Origin of the sequence: Actinopolymorpha alba DSM 45243, assembly GCF_000373925.1 — a bacterium.
In the GTDB taxonomy this organism is placed as follows: domain Bacteria; phylum Actinomycetota; class Actinomycetes; order Propionibacteriales; family Actinopolymorphaceae; genus Actinopolymorpha; species Actinopolymorpha alba.
Genome location: NZ_KB892748.1, coordinates 13418 through 32078 on the forward strand (window position 1 = coordinate 13418; position 18661 = coordinate 32078).

The 18661-nt window shown below is 67.8% G+C and carries 16 protein-coding genes; 11 read left to right on the plus strand and 5 right to left on the minus strand.

Annotated elements, in window-relative coordinates:
* Positions 1-262: 262 nt before the first annotated feature.
* The gene (locus B141_RS45580) at positions 263-1444 is read left to right on the plus strand and encodes a GntR family transcriptional regulator (RefSeq protein ID WP_020575689.1); all 1182 of its coding nucleotides are present in this window, start codon (positions 263-265) and stop codon (positions 1442-1444) included.
* Positions 1445-1465: 21 nt separating this feature from the next.
* On the opposite strand, the gene sepH is transcribed toward B141_RS45580, so the two are convergent.
* Positions 1466-2866, minus strand: a complete 1401-nt coding sequence (gene sepH, locus B141_RS0113425; protein WP_020575690.1) for a septation protein SepH — start codon at positions 2864-2866, stop codon at positions 1466-1468.
* 191 nt (positions 2867-3057) lie between these two features.
* The gene (locus B141_RS0113430; RefSeq protein ID WP_020575691.1) at positions 3058-4356 is read right to left on the minus strand and encodes an MFS transporter; all 1299 of its coding nucleotides are present in this window, start codon (positions 4354-4356) and stop codon (positions 3058-3060) included.
* A 163-nt stretch (positions 4357-4519) separates the two neighbouring features.
* Between B141_RS0113430 and B141_RS0113435 the strand changes: the two genes are divergently transcribed.
* Positions 4520-5611: a ferrochelatase gene (locus B141_RS0113435; RefSeq protein WP_020575692.1), complete on the plus strand. Its 1092-nt coding sequence runs from the start codon at positions 4520-4522 to the stop codon at positions 5609-5611.
* A 30-nt stretch (positions 5612-5641) separates the two neighbouring features.
* On the opposite strand, the gene B141_RS0113440 is transcribed toward B141_RS0113435, so the two are convergent.
* Positions 5642-6190: a hypothetical protein gene (locus tag B141_RS0113440; RefSeq protein WP_020575693.1), complete on the minus strand. Its 549-nt coding sequence runs from the start codon at positions 6188-6190 to the stop codon at positions 5642-5644.
* Positions 6191-6385: 195 nt separating this feature from the next.
* Between B141_RS0113440 and B141_RS40465 the strand changes: the two genes are divergently transcribed.
* From B141_RS40465 to B141_RS0113485, 9 genes are all read left to right on the plus strand, one after another.
* Complete coding sequence (locus B141_RS40465) at positions 6386-6574, plus strand: hypothetical protein (RefSeq protein ID WP_020575694.1); 189 nt, start codon at positions 6386-6388, stop codon at positions 6572-6574.
* 80 nt (positions 6575-6654) lie between these two features.
* Positions 6655-8730: a S9 family peptidase gene (locus B141_RS0113450; protein ID WP_020575695.1), complete on the plus strand. Its 2076-nt coding sequence runs from the start codon at positions 6655-6657 to the stop codon at positions 8728-8730.
* Entirely contained in the window at positions 8727-9587 is an 861-nt protein-coding gene (locus B141_RS0113455; protein ID WP_020575696.1) for an inositol monophosphatase family protein, read from the plus strand. Before B141_RS0113450 ends, B141_RS0113455 begins: the two co-directional genes overlap by 4 nt.
* Before the next feature lie 419 nt (positions 9588-10006).
* Positions 10007-11092, plus strand: a complete 1086-nt coding sequence (locus B141_RS0113460) for an ABC transporter permease (RefSeq protein ID WP_020575697.1) — start codon at positions 10007-10009, stop codon at positions 11090-11092.
* Between the two features lie 3 nt (positions 11093-11095).
* Positions 11096-12013 (plus strand): ABC transporter permease, encoded by a 918-nt coding sequence (locus B141_RS0113465; protein ID WP_020575698.1) that lies wholly within the window; start codon positions 11096-11098, stop codon positions 12011-12013.
* Positions 12014-12022: 9 nt separating this feature from the next.
* Positions 12023-12958, plus strand: coding sequence for an ABC transporter ATP-binding protein (locus B141_RS0113470; protein ID WP_020575699.1), 936 nt, complete (start codon positions 12023-12025; stop codon positions 12956-12958).
* A complete protein-coding gene (locus B141_RS40470) occupies positions 12951-13829 on the plus strand; it encodes an ABC transporter ATP-binding protein (RefSeq protein WP_020575700.1) in 879 nt (292 codons plus the stop codon). The genes B141_RS0113470 and B141_RS40470 overlap by 8 nt, the downstream gene beginning before the upstream one ends.
* Positions 13826-14011: a hypothetical protein gene (locus B141_RS0113480; protein WP_020575701.1), complete on the plus strand. Its 186-nt coding sequence runs from the start codon at positions 13826-13828 to the stop codon at positions 14009-14011. Before B141_RS40470 ends, B141_RS0113480 begins: the two co-directional genes overlap by 4 nt.
* 49 nt (positions 14012-14060) lie before the next feature.
* On the plus strand, positions 14061-15926 hold the full coding sequence (locus B141_RS0113485) for an ABC transporter substrate-binding protein (RefSeq protein ID WP_020575702.1): 1866 nt from the start codon (positions 14061-14063) through the stop codon (positions 15924-15926).
* A 503-nt stretch (positions 15927-16429) separates the two neighbouring features.
* Here B141_RS0113485 and B141_RS0113490 read toward each other — a convergent pair.
* Positions 16430-17638, minus strand: a complete 1209-nt coding sequence (locus tag B141_RS0113490) for an ABC transporter permease (RefSeq protein WP_020575703.1) — start codon at positions 17636-17638, stop codon at positions 16430-16432.
* Entirely contained in the window at positions 17635-18594 is a 960-nt protein-coding gene (locus B141_RS40475; protein ID WP_051114067.1) for an ABC transporter ATP-binding protein, read from the minus strand. The genes B141_RS0113490 and B141_RS40475 overlap by 4 nt, the downstream gene beginning before the upstream one ends.
* Positions 18595-18661 lie beyond the last annotated feature (67 nt).

The following is an 18661-nucleotide window of genomic DNA, read 5'->3' on the forward strand; positions in this document are numbered from 1 at the left end:
ATCTCCTTGTGCCGTCCGGTCGCCTGTGTCGTTTCAAGTGATGAGGTCATGCGCTGACATAGGCCCGATGCGGGCACCCGGATCGGGCCGTCCGACGCAGTGTTTACCTGGCCGCTATACTTGTCAACACTTCATTACAAGGTTTCATGCTGCTCCATCCCGGTGACATCTCGGCGAACCGTGCGCCCGACCGTGCGCCCGGCGCCGACCGGAGGGTGAGAACCTAAGGCGGAGGCGAACGACCGGAGAGGAGGGCACTTCCGTGCCGGCAAGTCCTTCGCCTGCGGGCAGGCTGGGCGACCTGGACCGCAACAGCCCGGTCCCCCTTTATCACCAGCTCGAACGCGCGTTCCTCCGGTTGATCGCTGACGACAACCTCGTGCCGGGATCGCGTTTCCCCTCCGAAACCGAGCTCTGTGCGAGGTTCGAGGTCACCCGACCGACCGTCCGGCAGGCTCTGGAACGCCTCGTCCGGGTCGGCGTGCTGCGCAAGGAACGCGGCCGTGGCACCTACGTCGCCAACGTGCCGGAGCCCGATCCCGGCCCTACGGCCGTGCTCACCGTCAAGGTCGTGATGCCGAGCCTGAACGAGCTGATCCACCTGCAGGTGCTCTCCGGCATCGTCGACCAGGCACACGACGACGGCCTGCAGGTCGTGCTCGCCCACTCCGACGGCCGTCGCGCCGCACAGGAACGCGAGCTCGACCGCGCCGACGGCCTGGCCGGTGTCCTGCTCTGGCCAATCAGTGCGAGCCCGCGTCGCAGCAAGGCCCTGCAACACCTGCGTGACAGGGGGATTCCCGTGGTCTTCGTCGACCGCTACCTCGACGAGCGTTCGGACCACGTGGTCGTCGATGACGAGTCGGGTGGCCGCCAGGTCACCGAGCACCTGACCGGTCTCGGCCACCGGCGGATCGCGTTCGTCCATGCCGAGAGCGCGACGTTGAGCAGCGTCCGGCTCCGGAGGAACGGCTATCGGCAGGCCCTCCAGTCGGCCGGGCTGCTCATCGATGATGCCCTCGTCCTGCGACTACCCGAGTCCGGGTCGTACGACGTGCTCGTCGCGCACCTGCTCGGGCTGCCGGATCCGCCCACGGCCGCGTTCTGCGTGAACGACGTCGTCGCTGTTGGGCTGGCCGCTGCCTTCGCCCGTCGCGGGATCGACGTGCCGTCCGGCTTCTCGGTCGCGGGGTTCGACGCACTGGAAAGGCTTCCGAGCGGCGGGACCATCACCTCGGTCCGGCGCGCGACCGACGAGCTGGGGCGCGAGGCGATCCGGCTCCTCGCAGGACGGCTACGGAGCCAAGGCGTGGACGACCAACCGCGACACGTCACACTCCCCACCACGCTGGTGACCGGAGACACCACCGGCACCCCGCCAATCGCACCGCAAGCGCCGACTGGACGCCGCGATCCAGCCCGATCTAGGGGACACGCCGGCTAGGGCGCGTCCCATCGGCACGCCCTAGTCCTGGCCGCCCCGACCTCCGCCGAAGAGAATGTCGTCCCAGCTGGGCACACTGCCCTTGCGTCCACCCGACCGGGCGCGCCGGCGACGCGCATCCGCGGAGCTTCCGGTGCGGGGGCGGCGGGGTGCCGGAGCGGGCTCCGACTCGACCGGCTCTGACTGGTCAGCGGCCTCGTCGTCAGGGCGGGACTCGGGTTCGGTGGCTTCGGGCTCGGGCTCGTGTTCCTGGCTCCGGTCGGGCTCGACTCGCGACTGGAGCGGCGGGTCGTCGAGGTCGGGCACCTCGTCGGGAGCGAGGTCACGGGCCGCTGGAGTCGCGGGGGCGGCGTGTGTCGTGGGTGCGGCGGGAGCCGGGGGGGCCGCGGGTCGATCAGGCTCGACGGTGCGGATCGGCCGCGGGGCACCGGCGTCGGGACCGGCCGAGCGCAGTGACCGGCCGACCGCGTGGGACAGGTCGATGGTGTCTTCGGCGTCGGGGCCGGTGTCGTGACCAGGAACGGGTGGCGCCGGCGCGGGTGTGGGCTCGCTCGCCGGCACCTCGCGGCGCTGCCAGTTCTCCACGGCAGGGGCGATGTAGCCGCCGGTCCCGACGTCAGGCGCCGGCGGGGGAGCGAGCCGGAGCCGGTGGCCGTCCCGCCCCGCTGCCACGGAGGGCTCGGAGTACGCCGTGCCATGCTGCTCGGCGTACGGCATGCCATTGCCTTCGGTGTAAGGCGTTCCGTGACTCTCGGCGTACGGGTATCCGTTGCTGTCGACCGGGGGCGTTCCGACGGCCCTTGGGGGTTCGACAGGAGCAAGGCCCGGAGCGGAGCCAGGCACGCGGAGTGCCTCACCGACGAGCGCACGCGCCTTGTCGTCGGCGGTGGTGACCACGCGTCCCAGCGGATCGTAGGTGAAGACGGCGCGGTGCGGTGCGTCGTCGAGGCTGAACGACACCGAGACCGCCCAGCGTCCCTCGGGGGAGCGCCAAGCGTCCCAGTTCGCCAGCTCGCGGCTGATTCCGAGGTCCTCCAGACGGTTGCCGACGGCTTCCTCGAGGGTCTGGCCGGGACCTTCGCGACCGTTGCGGCGCAGCGCGCACCGGCGGGCCTGCTCGGCGATGTACTCGCGTTCGGCGAGCACAGGTCCGGCGTAGCGCAGGATGCGCTCGAGGGGTACGTCGGCGGCTGCTGCGATGGCCTCTGATGACTCACCCGCACGCAGCCGGGCCTGGATCTCCTTTGGACGTAGCCGGCTCTGCTTTTCGAGCGGAAGCGACCCCAGCCGGGCCCGATCACTCACCACTGCCCCCCGTAGTCGGTCGTCCACGCGTAGCGCGAACTCCTCACCAGTGCCCTCGTGCGTGAGAACTAGATGGGTGCCGTCATCGCTGAGTCGAACCAGCTTGACGTCGCGCATCGTCTTCCGCCTCCCCAAACCTCTCGGGCTCGCCTAGTCTCTCCCGGGCCGGGACGACGATGCCAGGCAGCGCGCCGAGGACACCCGAGTCGTTCTCAAACTCGTCGCGGCGTGATCCCGGGCGGCAAACTCCGCAAGGCTAGCGTCTCGACACGCTGCGCGACCGTGACGAGGGAGCGCACCGGGTGTCGTCAGTGATGCGTACCGGATGCGGAGCTCTGCGCGGACGGGTCCGTCTCCAAGGGGCTTTCCGGCACGACCTGCACGGCGGGTCCGGAGGCTTCTGACTCCGCTGGCGCAGGTGTGGAGTGGGCATCACGCGGCGCGGGGCCGGCGAACGCGACGAGCGCGGTGACCACTCCGGCCGCCAGCGGAACGAAGAAACCGGTGCGGCCGTTGAAGGCGTCGATCACCTGTCCGGCGACCGCAGCCCCGAGGGCGACACCGGCCGCCATCCCGGTCGTCGTCCACGCCATGCCTTCGGTCATGCGTGACGGCGGGACCGTGCGCTCCACCACTGCCATCGTGGCGACCAGCGTCGGTGAGATCGCGAAGCCGGCGAGGAAGAGTACGACGCTCAGAACGCCGAGGTTGGTGATGAAGGGCAGCGGCACCATCGTGCCGGCCATCAGCAACGCACCGACTCGGAACCTCGTCATCGCTGGCGTTCGCAACCGCAGCGTGCCGACGATGAGGGCCGACAGCATGCTCCCGGTCGCCCAGCCGGCGAGCAGAAGCCCAGCGACGGAACGTTGACCAGCCTCGGTGGCGACCGCGACCACGACGACCTCGGCACTTCCGAAGAGCACACCCAGCCCGGCGCAGGCGACCACCAGCGGACCCAGGATCGGCCAGCCGAGTTTGGGCTTGATCCGCTGTCCGGCGTGTGCGCGCTGGACGGGCGGCTCGGTGCGACGCTGGACCGAGAGGACGAGCGCTCCGACCAACCCCGTGACCCCGGCGGTGATCAGGCCGGCCACCGGACTGATCGAGGTCGCGAGGATGGTGACCAGCGGCGGACCGACCATGAAGACGACTTCGTCGAGCAGGGCTTCGAGGGCGAACGCGGTGTGGAGCTCCGATCGGCCTTCGAGCAGGTGTGTCCAGCGGGCCCGGACGAACGACCCGACGAGTGGACCAGCGGCACCGGCGACCGCGGCGAGGGCCTGTGGCATGGGAGCGGCGGCGCCGGCCTCGATCGCGACGATGAGAGTGCCGAGCGCGGCGGCGTTGAGCGCCGCGATGACCGGGAGCACTCGGTGCTGGCCGTGCCGGTCGACCAACCGCGCCTGCACCGGCGCCAGGACCGCGGCGGCGATGACGTAAGAAGCGGAGACCGTGCCGGCCAGGCCGTAGGAGCCAGTGGCGGAGGAGACGAGGAGCACCAGGCCGAGACCCACCATGGAGATGGGCAGGCGGGCGAACCACCCGGTAAGGGAGAACGCCAGGGTCCCGGGCAGGCTCAGAATGGTGCGGTAAGGCGTGAACATATGGCGGCGGCTCGCGGCTGTCTCGTGTTGGACGGGTTCGGTTGTGTGCTGCTCGAAAGGACGGGTCGTCCCCCCGAGCCTGCTGGCGTGGGACGGCGCGAAGGTCCGACCCGGCTTCACCCTAACGACGCGGACCGACAAGCCACCTGGGAATATCGGGACCATGGCTCGCGAAGCGTTCGACGCCCTGCTCCTCGTGTCCTTCGGCGGTCCGGAGAAACCCGCGGATGTCGTGCCGTTTCTCGAAAACGTCACTCGTGGCCGCGGCATTCCAAGGGAACGCCTGGCTGAGGTCGGCCAGCACTACTACCTCTTCGGCGGACGCAGCCCGATCAACGACCAGTGCCGTGCCCTCAAGCAGGCGATCGAGGCCGACTTTGCCGCGCATGAGGTGGACCTCCCGGTCTACTGGGGCAACCGCAACTGGGACCCCTACCTCGCCGACACCCTGCGGGAGATGCGGGCTGCCGGGGTACGCCGGGCGGCCTGCCTGCTGACGAGCGCGTACGCGTCGTACTCCGGATGCCGGCAGTACCGCGAGAACCTCGCCGCCGCCCTCACCGAGGTGGGCGGCGGAACCACCCAGGTAGGTGAGGGCGCGCCGGAGCTGATCCGGTTGCCGCACTACTTCAACCGGCGCGGGTTCGTCGAGCCGTTCGTCGACGGGACCGAAGGCGCGCTCGCGACCCTGCCCGAGGGCGCGCGGGTCGCGTTCGTGACCCACTCGATTCCGGAGGCGATGAACGCCGCGAGCGGTCCGGACGGCGACCGCTACGTGGCCGAACACCGTGACGTGGCGGCCGTGGTCGCCGACGAGGTGGCGCGCCGCCGGGGTGCGCCTGTGGAGTGGGACCTGGTCTACTGCAGCCGGTCCGGGCCCCCGAGCCAGCCGTGGCTGGAGCCTGACATCAACGACCACCTCGAGGCCCTCGCGGACAAGGGTGTCTCAGGGGTCGCGGTGGTCCCGCTCGGGTTCATCTCCGACCACATGGAAGTGATCTACGACCTCGACACCGAGGCGAAGGCGACCGCCGAGCGGCGCGGCCTTCCGTTCGTACGTGTGCCAACGCCGGGCGTGGATCCGCGGTTCGTCACGATGGTGCGAGAACTCGTCACCGAACGCGCGGCCGCGGAGCTTGGCCAGCCGGTGACACCTGAGGTGTTCGGCTCCCTCGGCCCGGTGTGGGCGAACTGCCCGGCCGGCTGTTGCCGCAATCTGCGCGGCCCGGTCCCGGCCGTCTGCGGCGCGGACTGACGACGTACGCCGACGGAACTCGTGGTGGGTTCAGTGGTTCTGCTGGCGTTCGGCCAACTCCCGCAGGGTGTTCAGCTGGCGGCGCATCATGAACAGATCGCCCCAGGCCAGGAGGTGGCGGCGCGACCTTCCCAGGATCCCGTCACGGTCGCCGATCATCAGCTTGGCAAGTAGCCGCGTCCCGCGCGGGGCAATGTCCGTGACGGTGTAGGTGACCGCGAAGTCGCCGAACAGTCGTCGGCCGTGAGCGTTCCTCATGAGGAGCGTGAGGTGCTGGTCTGGCTCGAAGGCGACGAGTTCGAAGATGGTCATGACCTGCTGCCCGACCGCCAGGTCTTCGGCCCCCGGAGTCAGTAGGCGAGGGCTCCTCCTGCCGAGGTTGTCCAGCAGGTCGTAGCTGTAGGGCGCGACCTTCAGCTGGCACAGCCAACGGAAGACGGTGGCGCGTTCGGCACGCACCGTCACTGCCCGGAACCAGCTCTCCCGGGGATTCGACAGCAGGTCATCGCACGGATAGCCGGCGCGGACCTCGTCGGCGGTGGCGCCCCATACCCGTGGGATCCGCATCGTCTCTGTCATCGGGTCCCTTCGTCCGTCGACACGTCGCGAGCATAGGGCGCCGCCCAGAAACGGGGTCGATCGCTGAGCGGCGCGGCCCGGTCCCGACCGTTTGTGGCGCGGACGACCGCCAGGCGTTCCAGCCTTTCCAGAACGCCCCGGCAGGCCCCAGGGTTGGGTTCTCGCGGATGCACTGTGAACAGGGGAGGCCGACCGTTGGATGGCTATGACGGCTATGTGGCGGGCTGGGGGACTCTGAGCATCATCAACGCGGGACTCGCGCAGGCGAAGGGCAGGAGTGGTTTGGCGTGGTGGGTCGTGTCGCTCCTGATCGGCCCCGTCGCGACGCTCCTGATCGTCGTCCTGCCCAGACCTGAGCCCGAGTCCTCGACGACGAGCACCTGAACGACCGAGGCGTCCGCAGTCGGCTCGCTGACCACCCGTGGTGACCGCTCGGGCGGCAGCCGATCCCTAGGCTGAGCTTCATGACTGCGGAGACGACTCCCGAGCGTGCGGCTGACGAGGACTCCTCGGCTCCGCCGGCGACGCCGTTCCACGACCTGGACAGCTTCATCGCGCTGCGGCGGCTGACTGGTCTGTGGCTGGCCCCCGACGGCAGCCGCCTGGTGGTGGCCGCCCAACACCTCGCTCCTGACAAGAAGCGATACCTCACGGCCTTGTGGGAGCTCGATCCGGCGGGAGAGGCGCCCGCGCGCCGCCTGACCCGCGGAGCGAGCGGCGAGGCGGGCCCGGCATTCCTACCGGACGGATCCCTGCTGTTCGTCTCGAAGCGACCCGATGCGGAGGCGGAGGACAAGAACGACGAGAAGCCGGCGCTCTGGCTCCTACCCGCCAAGGGCGGTGAGGCCCGCCAGGTCGCCGCCCGGCCTGGTGGCGTCGCCGGTGTGGTGACGGCCCGGGAGGCCGGCACGCTCGTCGTGTCGTCCCCCACGATGCCGGGCGCCAAGTCGGCGGAGGACGACACCGAACGCCGTAAGGAACGCAAGGACCGTGCGGTATCGGCGATCCTGCACGAGGCCTACCCGGTGAGGTACTGGGACCACGATCTCGGACCCGACGAGGTGCGGGTGTTCGTGGCCGACCCGCCCGCACTCGACGACGGACGCGTGGAGGAACTCCGCGACCTCACGCCAGAACCCGGTCGTGCGCTCGAGGAGGCTGGCCTCGACATCAGCCCTGACGGCCGCACCATCGTGACGACGTGGGTCGAGCGCGAGCCGCGCGGCGACCTCCGTGTCGACCTGGTGGCCATCGACACCGCCACGGGCGACCGCCGCGTCCTCGCCTCTGATCCGGCGTACGACCATGGCGGGCCCAGGATCTCACCGGACGGCCGCTGGGTGGTCTGCGCCCGCGAACTCCGCAGCACCACTGACAGCCCCGTCGACCTGACGCTGTGGTTGGTTCCGCTCGACGGCGGGGACGGCCGGGACCTGACGCCTGACCTCGACCTGTGGCCGCACGGCCCGCAGTGGGCGCCGAACAGTGGCACGGTCTACTTCACCGCGGACGAGCGCGGCAGGTGCCCGGCGTTCGCGGTCGGCGTGGAGACCGGTGAGGTACGCCGGCTCGCCTCAGACGGCGTGTACGCCGCTCTCGCGCCGGCGCCCGACGGGCGCACGGTCTACGCACTGCGGGCCGCCGTCGACGCACCAGGGGCGGTCGTACGCCTCTCCGTCGACCAGGTGGACCAGACGCCGGTCTTCCTCCGCGGTCCCGATCCGGCGCCGCGGGTGCCCGGCCGGGTCACCGAGGTCGAGGCGACGGCCGCCGACGGTACGCCGCTTCGTGCCTGGCTGGTGCTGCCCGAGGACGCGTCCGCCGAGGCCCCGGCGCCGCTGATGCTCTGGATTCACGGCGGTCCGCTGGCGTCCTGGAACGGCTGGCACTGGCGATGGAACCCCTGGCTCCTGGCCGCCAAGGGGTACGCCGTCCTGCTTCCCGATCCGGCCCTCTCGACCGGCTACGGGCAGGCGTTCGTCAAGCGGGGTTGGGGTCGTTGGGGTGCCGAGCCGTTCACCGACCTGATGAGCCTCACCGACGCGGCCTGCGGCCGCGACGACATCGACGCGGCGCACACCGCGGCGATGGGGGGCTCGTTCGGTGGCTACATGGCGAACTGGGTGGCCGGACACACAGACCGGTTCAAGGCGATCGTCACGCACGCCAGTCTGTGGGCGCTCGACCAGTTCGGACCCACCACCGACCTGGCCGCCTACTGGTTCCGCGAGCTCACTCCCGAACGCGCGCTCGCCAACTCCCCACACCTGTTCGCCGACCGGATCAGTACGCCGATGCTGGTGATCCACGGCGACCGCGACTACCGCGTCCCGATCGGTGAAGGGCTCCGGCTGTGGTGGGAGCTCAACCACCAGTACGCCGGCGACCCGGCAGACCTGCCGCACCGGTTCCTGTACTTCCCTGACGAGAACCACTGGGTACTCGCGCCCCACCACGCGAAGGTCTGGTACGACACCGTGCTCGCCTTCCTCGCCTGGCACGTGCGCGGCGAGGCCTGGGAGAGGCCAGGGCTCCTGTGACCGAGCCCAGGAAGCCGCTGGAGAACGCCGGGAACCCCGCGGCCGCCCCCGATCCGGCAGCCCTGCTGGTGCTGGCGGAGGAGGTCGCGCGGGAGGCGGGCGAGCTCCTGCTGTCCCGCCGGCGTACTGACGTCGTGACCGTCGCCCACACCAAGTCGAGCCCGACCGACGTGGTGACCGCCATGGACACCGCGGCCGAACGCCTCATCCGCGAACGCCTGCTGGCAGCCCGGCCCGACGACGCGATCCTCGGCGAGGAGGGCGGCAGCGCGGCGGGAGATTCGGGCGTGCGCTGGATCGTCGACCCGCTCGACGGGACGGTCAACTACCTCTACGGCCTGCCGGTGTGGGGTGTCAGTATCGCGGCCGAGGTCGACGGCACGGTGGTGGCCGGCGCGGTCGCCTGCCCGCCGACCGGCGAGATGTGGACCGCTCGGCGCGGGGGAGGCGCGTTTCTTGACGGCACACCGATCCGCGCCAACCCCGTGACCGATCTTGGCCAGGCCTTGGTGGGCACGGGTTTCTGGTACGCCGCGGATCTGCGGGCCCGGCAAGCCGAACTGCTTCGCGAGATCCTGCCCCGGGTCCGCGACATCCGCCGGATCGGGTCGGCGGCGGTCGACCTGTGCGGCGTGGCGTGCGGGCGGCTCGACGGGTTCTACGAAACCGGCCTGCACCCGTGGGACCTGGCCGCCGGAGTCCTGGTCGCGGAGGAGGCCGGCGCGCGGTCAGGCGGCATTGATGCCGCACCCGCGGACCGGCGCCTGGCGGTGGCGGCGGCTCCGGGGGTTTTCGAGGACTTGCATTCGCTCATCATGGCGTACGCCGGCGACGTTCTCGCCTGGGTCGACGGGTAGCGAGCGGCCCACGTTGGTGGCGGCCACGGCGTCGACATCCCCTGGTGTCGACGCCGTGGCCGGTACTGCCCAGAAAGATCGATCTGAGGCCGTCCGTCGCTCCGTGTAGTGGTTGCACTTCGCTGCGCGTGATCAGTCCGCTAGAATCGGGGCAATATTGGACATATGAGCATGGTAAATGCTCGAAAGAGGCTGCATCACCGCAGGAGCGCGCAGCTTTCAGCAACAAATTCGGGTTACAAGTTGCCCGACGTGGTTCCGTTCGGCCGGGTCGAAGGTATACGTTCCGGGGCAGTCAAGTTCCCTGCGGCTGTGCGGGGTCCTTCGAAGGAGCATTCCCCCGGGGTGCCCGAGCCCACTGCGCTGCGCAGCAAGCGAGGAACTCCCGGTCCGGGTGCTCACAGGCCGGGAGGTGAAGGTTGGCTGCGACAGAACGCCTGGACAAGCCGATCGAGCAGGAGGCAAGCTCCAAACCGCCCGCTCGAAGATCCACGGCGAGGTACATCGTCGGTCGGATCGTCAAGGCGCTCTTTACGATCTACGTCGTCGCCACCGCGATCTTCTTCCTCGTCCGGTTGCTTCCGGGTAACCCCGTCGACGTCTACATCAACCAGCAGATCGCGCAGTACGGCCTGAGCTACCAGGAGGCCGCCAACCAGGCCGCGGGACTCTTCGCGTTCGATCCGACCGAGTCGAAGCTCCAGCAGTACCTCGACTACCTTCTCGGGCTGCTGAAGGGAGACCTCGGCACCTCGCTGCTCTCACCCGGATCCTCGGTGTCGGAGCAGGTCGCGGCGTACCTGCCGTGGACGCTGTTCAGCGTCGGGATCGCGCTCATCGTCAGCTTCCTGCTCGGTATCGGCGTCGGCATGATGATGGCGTACCGCCGCGGCGGCCTCTTCGACCACGCGATGACGCTCTTCGCGTCGGTCACGCACTCCGTCCCCAACTTCCTGCTCGCGATGATGATCATCGTCTTCTTCGGCGTGCAGCTGGAGTGGCTTCCGATCGCGGAGATGCGGGGCGCGTACTCGCCCGGCGTGACACCGGCGTTCAGCCTCACCTTCATCGCCGACGCGTTCTACCACGCGGCGCTGCCGATGTTCGTCTACGTCCTCACCTCACTCGGTGGCTGGATGCTCGTCATGAAGTCGTCGACCGTCGAGACGCTGGGGGAGGACTACGTGACGGTCGCCCGGGCGCGTGGTCTCACCGACCAGCGGATTCAGTTCCAGTACGTCGGTCGCAACGCGATGCTGCCGCTCTTCACCAGCTTCGTGCTGTCGCTCGGTTTCGTCGTCGGCGGCTCGATCCTCGTCGAGCAGGTCACGCAGTACCAAGGGATCGGCTTCCTGTTGTACGAAGCGGTGCAACGCCGCGACTACCCCGTCCTGCAGGGAATCCTGCTGATCGTCACGATCTCGGTGGTGCTCGCCAACCTGGTCGCCGACCTGCTCTACAGCCGGGTCGACCCGCGGATCCGTATCACGAGCGAGGAGGGCTAGGTCGTGACCCAGATCGTTGATGCTGGCTCGGCGGATCTGAAGGCACCCCCGCCGCCGGAGGGCAAGGACGCCGGCGCGTTCAAGACGTTCGTCCGCGCCATGATGCGGAGCCGCACCGGCTTCATCGGATTCCTCGTCTTCGCGGGGATGGTTCTGCTCTGCCTGATCGGGCCGCTCTTCATGCCGGACACGCTGCCGACGGACACCAGCAAGATCTACGGACCCGCGAGCCTCGGGCACCCGTTCGGCTTCGACTCTGAGGGCCGTGACGTTTTCGTCCAGCTCATCAACGGTGGCCGGGCGGTCATCCTGGTCGGCTTCCTCGCCGCCGTGATCTCGACGGTGATCGCGGTGGTCTTCGGGGCGCTCGCGGCCTATCTCGGTGGCCGCGTCGACTCGATCATCGTCGCCGCCACCGACATCGTGTTGACGGTGCCGAGCATCATCCTGCTGGCGGTGCTCGCGGCGTTCTACCGAGTGGGCAGCGCGTGGTCGCTCGCGGTGATTCTCGGGGTCCTTGGCTGGCCGGGGCTCCTACGTGCCGTACGCGCCCAGGTGTTCTCACTGAAGCAACGCGAATACATCGAGGCGGCCCGGTTGCTCGACCTCGGCACCGGTCGCATCGTGATTCGCGAAATCCTGCCCAACATGGCGAGCTTCATCCTGATGAACTTCGTCATCGGCATGACGAACGCCATCTACGCGATGGCCGGTCTCTATCTGCTCGGGCTCGCGCCGATGCAGGGCGACAACTGGGGAATTATGATCAACTTCGCCTGGACGAGAGGAGCGATCTTCTTCCAGGGAAGCCTTGGTTATATTCTCGCGCCGGTCCTCGCGATCTGCATTGTCCAGCTTTCTCTGGTCACCATGGCCAGGTCGTTCGAGGAAATCCTCAACCCGCGGCTGCGGCACAACTAGGAGGACGCTGTGGTAGATCGCGCGGACGAGGTTTCCTCGGACCCAACCAGCACCGACGCAACCACCACGGACACCACCGCGGGCAGCGTGTCGCCGCCCGGAGAGCCGGTCCTTTCGGTACGCGACCTGGTGGTCGAATACCGCACCGGCCTCGGGGCCAACGATCCCGTTCACCAGGCGGTCAAGGGCGTCAGCTTCGACCTCTATCCCGGCGAGAGCATCGCTCTGATCGGCGAGAGTGGTTGCGGCAAGACCACGCTCGGCCTGGGCCTGCTGCGATTGCTGCCCAAGCTGGGATCGATCCCATCGGGGACGGTCACCTATCGCAACCGCGACGGATCGCTTGTCGACGTCTTGGGGCTCAACCAGCAGCAGCTGCGGCGTTTCCGGTGGTCAGAGTGCGCCATGGTCTTCCAGGGTGCGATGAACTCCTTCAATCCGGTCCTGCGGATCTGGGACCAGATGCTCGACACCATCCGGGCGCACGACAAGTCGATGTCCAAGAGCGAGGCGCACGACCGCTGTGCCGAGGTGTTGCGGGACGTCGACCTTGACCCTGACCGGGTGCTGAAGTCCTACGCACACGAGCTTTCCGGTGGGATGCGCCAGCGGGTGCTCATCGCGATGAGCATGCTGCTGCGACCGCAGATGCTGATCCTCGACGAACCCACCACCGCACTCGACATCCTCACCCAGCGGGCGATCGTCGACCTCATCCATGAGCTGCACGAGCGCATGGACTTCGCGATGATCTTCGTGTCACACGACCTCGCGGTCGCGGCCGAGCTGGCCACCCGTGTCGCGACGATGTATGACGGCAAGATTGTCGAGATGGGGGATGTCCGCGACATCTTCTACCGACCGCAGCACAAATACACGCAGAGCCTCATCAACGCCGTTCCCACCGTGGCTGAAGACCTCCGGGAGGTGCCGTCGCATGGCTGACGAGACGACGCCGCTGCTCCAACTCGATGGCATCACGCAGGTCTTCCGGACCAGGCGGGGCGATGTGCGTGCGGTCGACAACGTGTCGCTGAACCTCGGCGTCGGCGAGGTGCTGTGCCTGGTGGGCCAGAGCGGCTCGGGCAAGAGCACCAGCGCCAAGATCGCGTCCGGTCTGCTCAAACCGACCGACGGCGAGGTGAGGTTCGAAGGTGCCAGCATCTTCGGGCGGGGCCGCTCGCACAGCGCGACCTTCAAGGGATTCCGGCGGGCTGTGCAGTACGTCCACCAGGACCCCTACGCCTCGCTCAATCCCATCCAGGACGTCTTCACGACCCTGTCGGCGCCGTTGCGGCGGCACCGGCTGGTCAAGTCCCGCGCGGAGGCGCGGGAGCGGGTGTCCGAACTCCTCGCCCAGGTCGGACTCACCCCCGCCGAGACGTTCCTGCCGAAGTTCCCCCACCAGATGTCCGGCGGACAGCGCCAGCGGGTGGCGGTAGCACGGGCTCTGACGCTCGAGCCGCGGTTGATCATCGCGGACGAAGCGACATCGATGCTCGACGTGTCGATCCGGATCGGTTTGCTCAGCATGCTGACCAAGCTGCGCAAGGATCTCGGAGTCGGCTTTCTCTTCATCACCCACGACCTGGCGATGGCGAAGTACTTCGGCCGCGAAGGCGACATCGCCGTAATGCACCAGGGACGGATCGTGGAGTATGGCCCCACCCTGGAGGTCATCTCCAACCCCCAGGACGCCTACACCCAGGCGCTCCTGGAGGCGGTTCCCGAACCCGATCCCGACCTGGCGAAGAGGAAGCGAGAAATCCGGCTCGGCGTTCGAAGCAGCTCTCACAGGGGAACGCCGGCGGCATGATCAGTCCGGGTGTTGGGCAGGCGGCATTCCGGTGGGCGGCGTTCATCGTCGTCTTCTCCGGCATCTTGCTGCTCATGGTCAAGCCCGGGACTCCCGCGTTCGTGATTACCGTCTTCATGATGGTCGCGGGTGTCCTTTTCGCCGCGCTGATCTCTGTCTTGGTACGCATCAAGAATCGCTAGGGACGGGATTCCCTAGCGCGGCACTGACCCTTGAATGGGGAGGAACGAAATGAATGCAACACCCGGCCCGATCGATCGGGAGCTTTCCCGTCGACGGGTGCTCGAGATCTTCGGACTCGGTGCCGCCAGCGCAGCCGTGCTCGCTGCCTGTGGCGGCGGGGATGGCAGCGGCAACAACAACAACAACGGCGGTGGCGGCGGAGGTAAGGGCAACGGCGAGTTCCGCGGCGCGTACCCATATCAGGTTCCTCCCAAGGGCCACTTCAATGTGATGAGCGGTGTGACCGACTCGATTCTGGGTGGCACGCCCTATCAGGACCTGATTCTTGTCCCCGGAGGTATGTACCTCTGGAAGGAGAAGAAGTGGGTCCCGATGCTCGCGGAGAAGTGGGAGTTCGACGAGGCGGCAAAGACCTTCACCTACACCGTCCGGCAGGGCATCAACTGGAGCGATGGCAAGCCGGTGACGAGCAAGGACGTCGTGAGCACCTTCTGGTGCCGACGGGTGATGCGTCAGGTGGAGTGGGAATTCCTTGACGACGTCAAGGCAACTGACGACCAGACCGTGGTCTTCACGATGAAGAAGCCGTCCACCGTCATCGAGCGGTACGCCATCCGGCAGGGCATCTTCAGTGACGCGATGTACGGCGAGTTCGCCAAGCGCGCACAGGCCCTCTTCGGCGCCGGCAAGGACCTCGACAGCCCCGAGGGCAAGAAGCTCAACGAGGAGCTCCAGGCGTACCGCCCGAAGAACCCCGAGACCGACGTCATCACCAACGGGCCGTTCCGGTGGGACTTCAACGGCATCACCAACGCCCAGCTCACCCTGGTCAAGAACGACAAGGGCTACCAGGCCGACAAGGTGCTGTTCGACAAGGTTGTCCTCTACAACGGCGAGGTCCCCACGATCACGCCGCTCGTCGTGGGCAAGCAGATCGACTACGCGACCCACGGCTTCCCGGTCGCGACCGAGAAGGAAGCGATCAACAAGGGGCTCCGGATCATCCGGCCGCCCGTCTACTCCGGCCCCGCGTTGTTCTTCAACCTCGACAAGGTGCCCGAGTTCAAGGACGTTCGCGTCCGGCAGGCGCTCGCTCACGCCATCAACCGGGACGACAACGGCACGTTCGCGCTGGCCGACTCGGGCAAGGGCGTTAAGTACATGGCCGGGTTCTCCGACAACCTGGTGCCCGACTGGCTCTCCCAGGAGGAGCAGGACAAGCTCAACAAGTACGAGCTTGACCCGCAGAAGGCGACCGCGCTGCTGACCGAGGCTGGTTGGAAGAAGCAGGGCAGTTCGTGGGTGAAGCCCGACGGTAAGCCGGCCGAGTACGAAATCATCTTCCCGGCCGAGTTCGCCGATTGGTCGTCGGCCGGCGATAACCTCGCCAAGCAACTCACGGCGTTCGGTATCAAGGTGACCGGCCGCGGTGTGACCCACACCCAGCAGCCGATCGATGTCGACAAGGGCAACTTCCAGCTCGCCATCCAGGGCTGGGGCGCGTCGAGCTCTCCGCATCCGCACTTCGCGTTCGTCGCCGACCTGTTCACCCACAACATCCCGATCGCGGCCAACCAGGGCGGCAAGGGAATGGCGTTCGACCTGAAGCAGACCACCAAGGCGTTGGGCCCGGTCGACCTCGAACAGGTCGTCACCGCGGCCGGCGAAGGCCTCGACGAGGTGGAGCAGAAGAAGAACGTCGCCACCGCGGCGACGGCGTTCAACGAACTACTGCCGATCGTCCCGCTGTTCGAGCGCTACGGCAACAACCCCGCGCTCGAAGGCGTCCGCGTCGACAAGTGGCCTGGCGACGAGGACCCGATCCTGCAGAACTCCCCGTACGCCGACAACTTCACCATCATGCTGATGCTCGACGGGCGGCTCAAGCCGGCCGGCAAGACGGCCAGCAAGTAGGCACAGCCTCGTGGCACCCGGCGACGGGTGACCGAGATTGTGAAGACCGCGGGGTGCTCCAAGCTCCCGCGGTCTTCACGTTCTTCCAGAAACAAAAGTGTGGCGCGGGCGCGCTGAGCTTGCCGAGTTGCCGGAGGTTTCTTCAGCTAAGAACCGGAGATACCTATGACAATTCGGGGTCAGCGGTTGTTTCTCAACATCCGAAACGGCCGGTATATGCGATGAAGGTTAGTCAAAGCTAGGCCGGTAGCGACGACCATCCTTCATGATCATGGTCCGCCGCTGGCGCCGAGTTGATCAACGGTCTCGGTTCTGGTGGCTCGCCGCTGCCAGTGGCCGGATCGCCCGCCGACGTCGCGTCTTCTTGACGCAGGTGGTTCCTGGCGGCCCGAGTCCGGGTTGGGAAAGGCAATGACCACGTAAACGTGGTCATTGCCTGCCTCACATGGTGTCCATGCCATGTGAGGCAGGCAGGTGCCACGTATACGTGGTCATTTGGACCTTCAGGCGGCGGCGTCGACTGCTCGGCGCCGGCCGCCGAACCACGCGTCCTTCAGGGAGATCTTCGCGCCCATCCGGAGGATCGCGCCCTCGTAGATCCGCGCTCCCGCGACGACGAGGAATCCGATCGCCGCCAACATCAGCCCGAGCGCGAGCCCGGTCTCCCACCACGGCGCCGTGCCCCTGGCCATCCGGACCGGTGCGCACAATGCCGAGAACGGCGGGATCATGCCGAGCAGGCGGGAGATCGGACTGTCGGGGTTGAAGTTGACGTAGAACGACGCGAAGAACGACACCATGATCAGCATGTTGGCCGGGCCGATGACGTTCTGGAGTTCCTCCTGGCGGGACACTCGGGCGGCGCTGGCGGCGAACACCGCGCTGTAGAAGGCGTACCCGAGGAGGAACCACAGGAGCACGAACCCGACTGGCACGAGCAGGTCGGAACTGACCTGGAGCATGCCGGTGGCGTTTCCGAGGAACAGGCCGAACGTCGCGATCAGGGTGAGCTGGAGGAACCCCAGCAACCCGATCCCGAGGATCTTGCCCGCCAGCAGGGCCTTGGTGGAGATGGCCGACAGGATCAGCTCGACCACCCGGCTGGCCTTCTCCTCGACGATCCCGAATGCCACCCACATGCAGTAGCCGATGATCTGGCCGTAGAGCACGATGCTGCCGATGAACGCCACCTGGCCACGCTGCTCGGCCTTGGGATCGGTTGGTTCGAGCGCGTCGACAGTGAGCGGGGTGACGGTCTGTGCGGCCTGGACGGCGCCCGGGTCGAGGCCCTGCTGGTGCAGCTGCTCCGTGGAGACCACCTGGCGGTGGGCGTTCTGGAGCACGATGCCAAGCTGGTCGTCGAGTTCGTTCTTCACGATGACCTTGTTGGCGCCGACGTACGCGTCCAGCTTTCCGTCGGCGACAGCCTTCCTGGCGGCGGCCTCGTCGGGGTGTTCAGCCCGCTTCAACGTCATGCCAAGCGGCTTCGCCTGCGCATCCGCCGCATCGGCGACGGCATCGGCTCCCGAGCCGGCGTACGCCACCGTGAAGGTGTTGTCGTCGCCGAACAGCTTCGGCATGAACAACACCGCTCCGAGGATGACGAGCGTGATGACCGTCGACATCCAGAACGACTTGTCCCGGAGCCGTTCGGTCAGCTCACGGGTGGCCACCGTGCGGGTCGCCGCGGTGAACGAGAGAGGTGCGCTCATGCGACCACCTGCTCGGCGTCCAGGTCGCTCGCGGCGTCAGCCTGCCCGTTGCTCGGGGATTCGGAGACCGCCTCCCGGAACAACTCCGTGAGGGAGGGGGAGAGCGGACGGAACTCGTGCACCGACCCGGCGGCCCGAGCGGTGTCCAGGAGAGCCTGGGGATCCACCCCATCGGCGAGCTCGAGGGTCGATGCCGTGCCCTCGGGGGTACGGTCGTCGGCCACGACCGAAACCCCTGGCAGCCCCTGGCTCCACCCCGGAGACGCGGAGACGAGGAGGCGGTAGCGCCGCAGGCGCCCCTTGGTGCGGAGTCCCTCGACCGTGCCCGACGCGACAAGCCGGCCGGCCCCGATGATCCCCACGGCGTCACAGAGCCGCTCGACCAGGTCGAGCTGGTGGCTGGAGAAGAGGACACCGACGCCGCGGCGTACGCGTTGGTCGAGGATGTGAGCGAGCGCGTCCACGCCCACCGGATCCAGACCGGAGAAGGGTTCGTCCAGGACGAGGAAGGTGGGCTCGTGGACCAGGGCGGCGGCCAGCTGGACCCGCTGCTGGTTACCGAGGGAGAGCTGTTCGACGCGATCCTGGGCACGCTCGGACAAACCGAACTCCGCCAGAAGTTCGTCAACCGCGCTCGCGGCCTTCTCGGGGGAGGTTCCCCGAAGCCGGGCGAGATAGATCAACTGATCCCGGATCCGCATCTTGGGATAAAGCCCGCGTTCTTCGGGCATGTAGCCGAAGCCCCGCCGGGCGTCGGCATCGGCCGGGCGACCATTCCAGCACACAGAGCCCGCATCCGGCTCGAGGACGCCCATCAGGATGCGCATCGTGGTGGTCTTGCCGGCGCCGTTCGTCCCGACAAAGCCGAACATCTTACCCGGCTCAACAGATAGGGAGAGATTGTCGACGGCGAGTCGGTCGCCGTACCGCTTGGTAACCGCGCGTAGTTCAAGCACGAGTCAAGGGTCTCAGGCGTCCGATGCCGGCGAGGTCATCCTCGGGAACGGTTTCCTATCGGTCCGG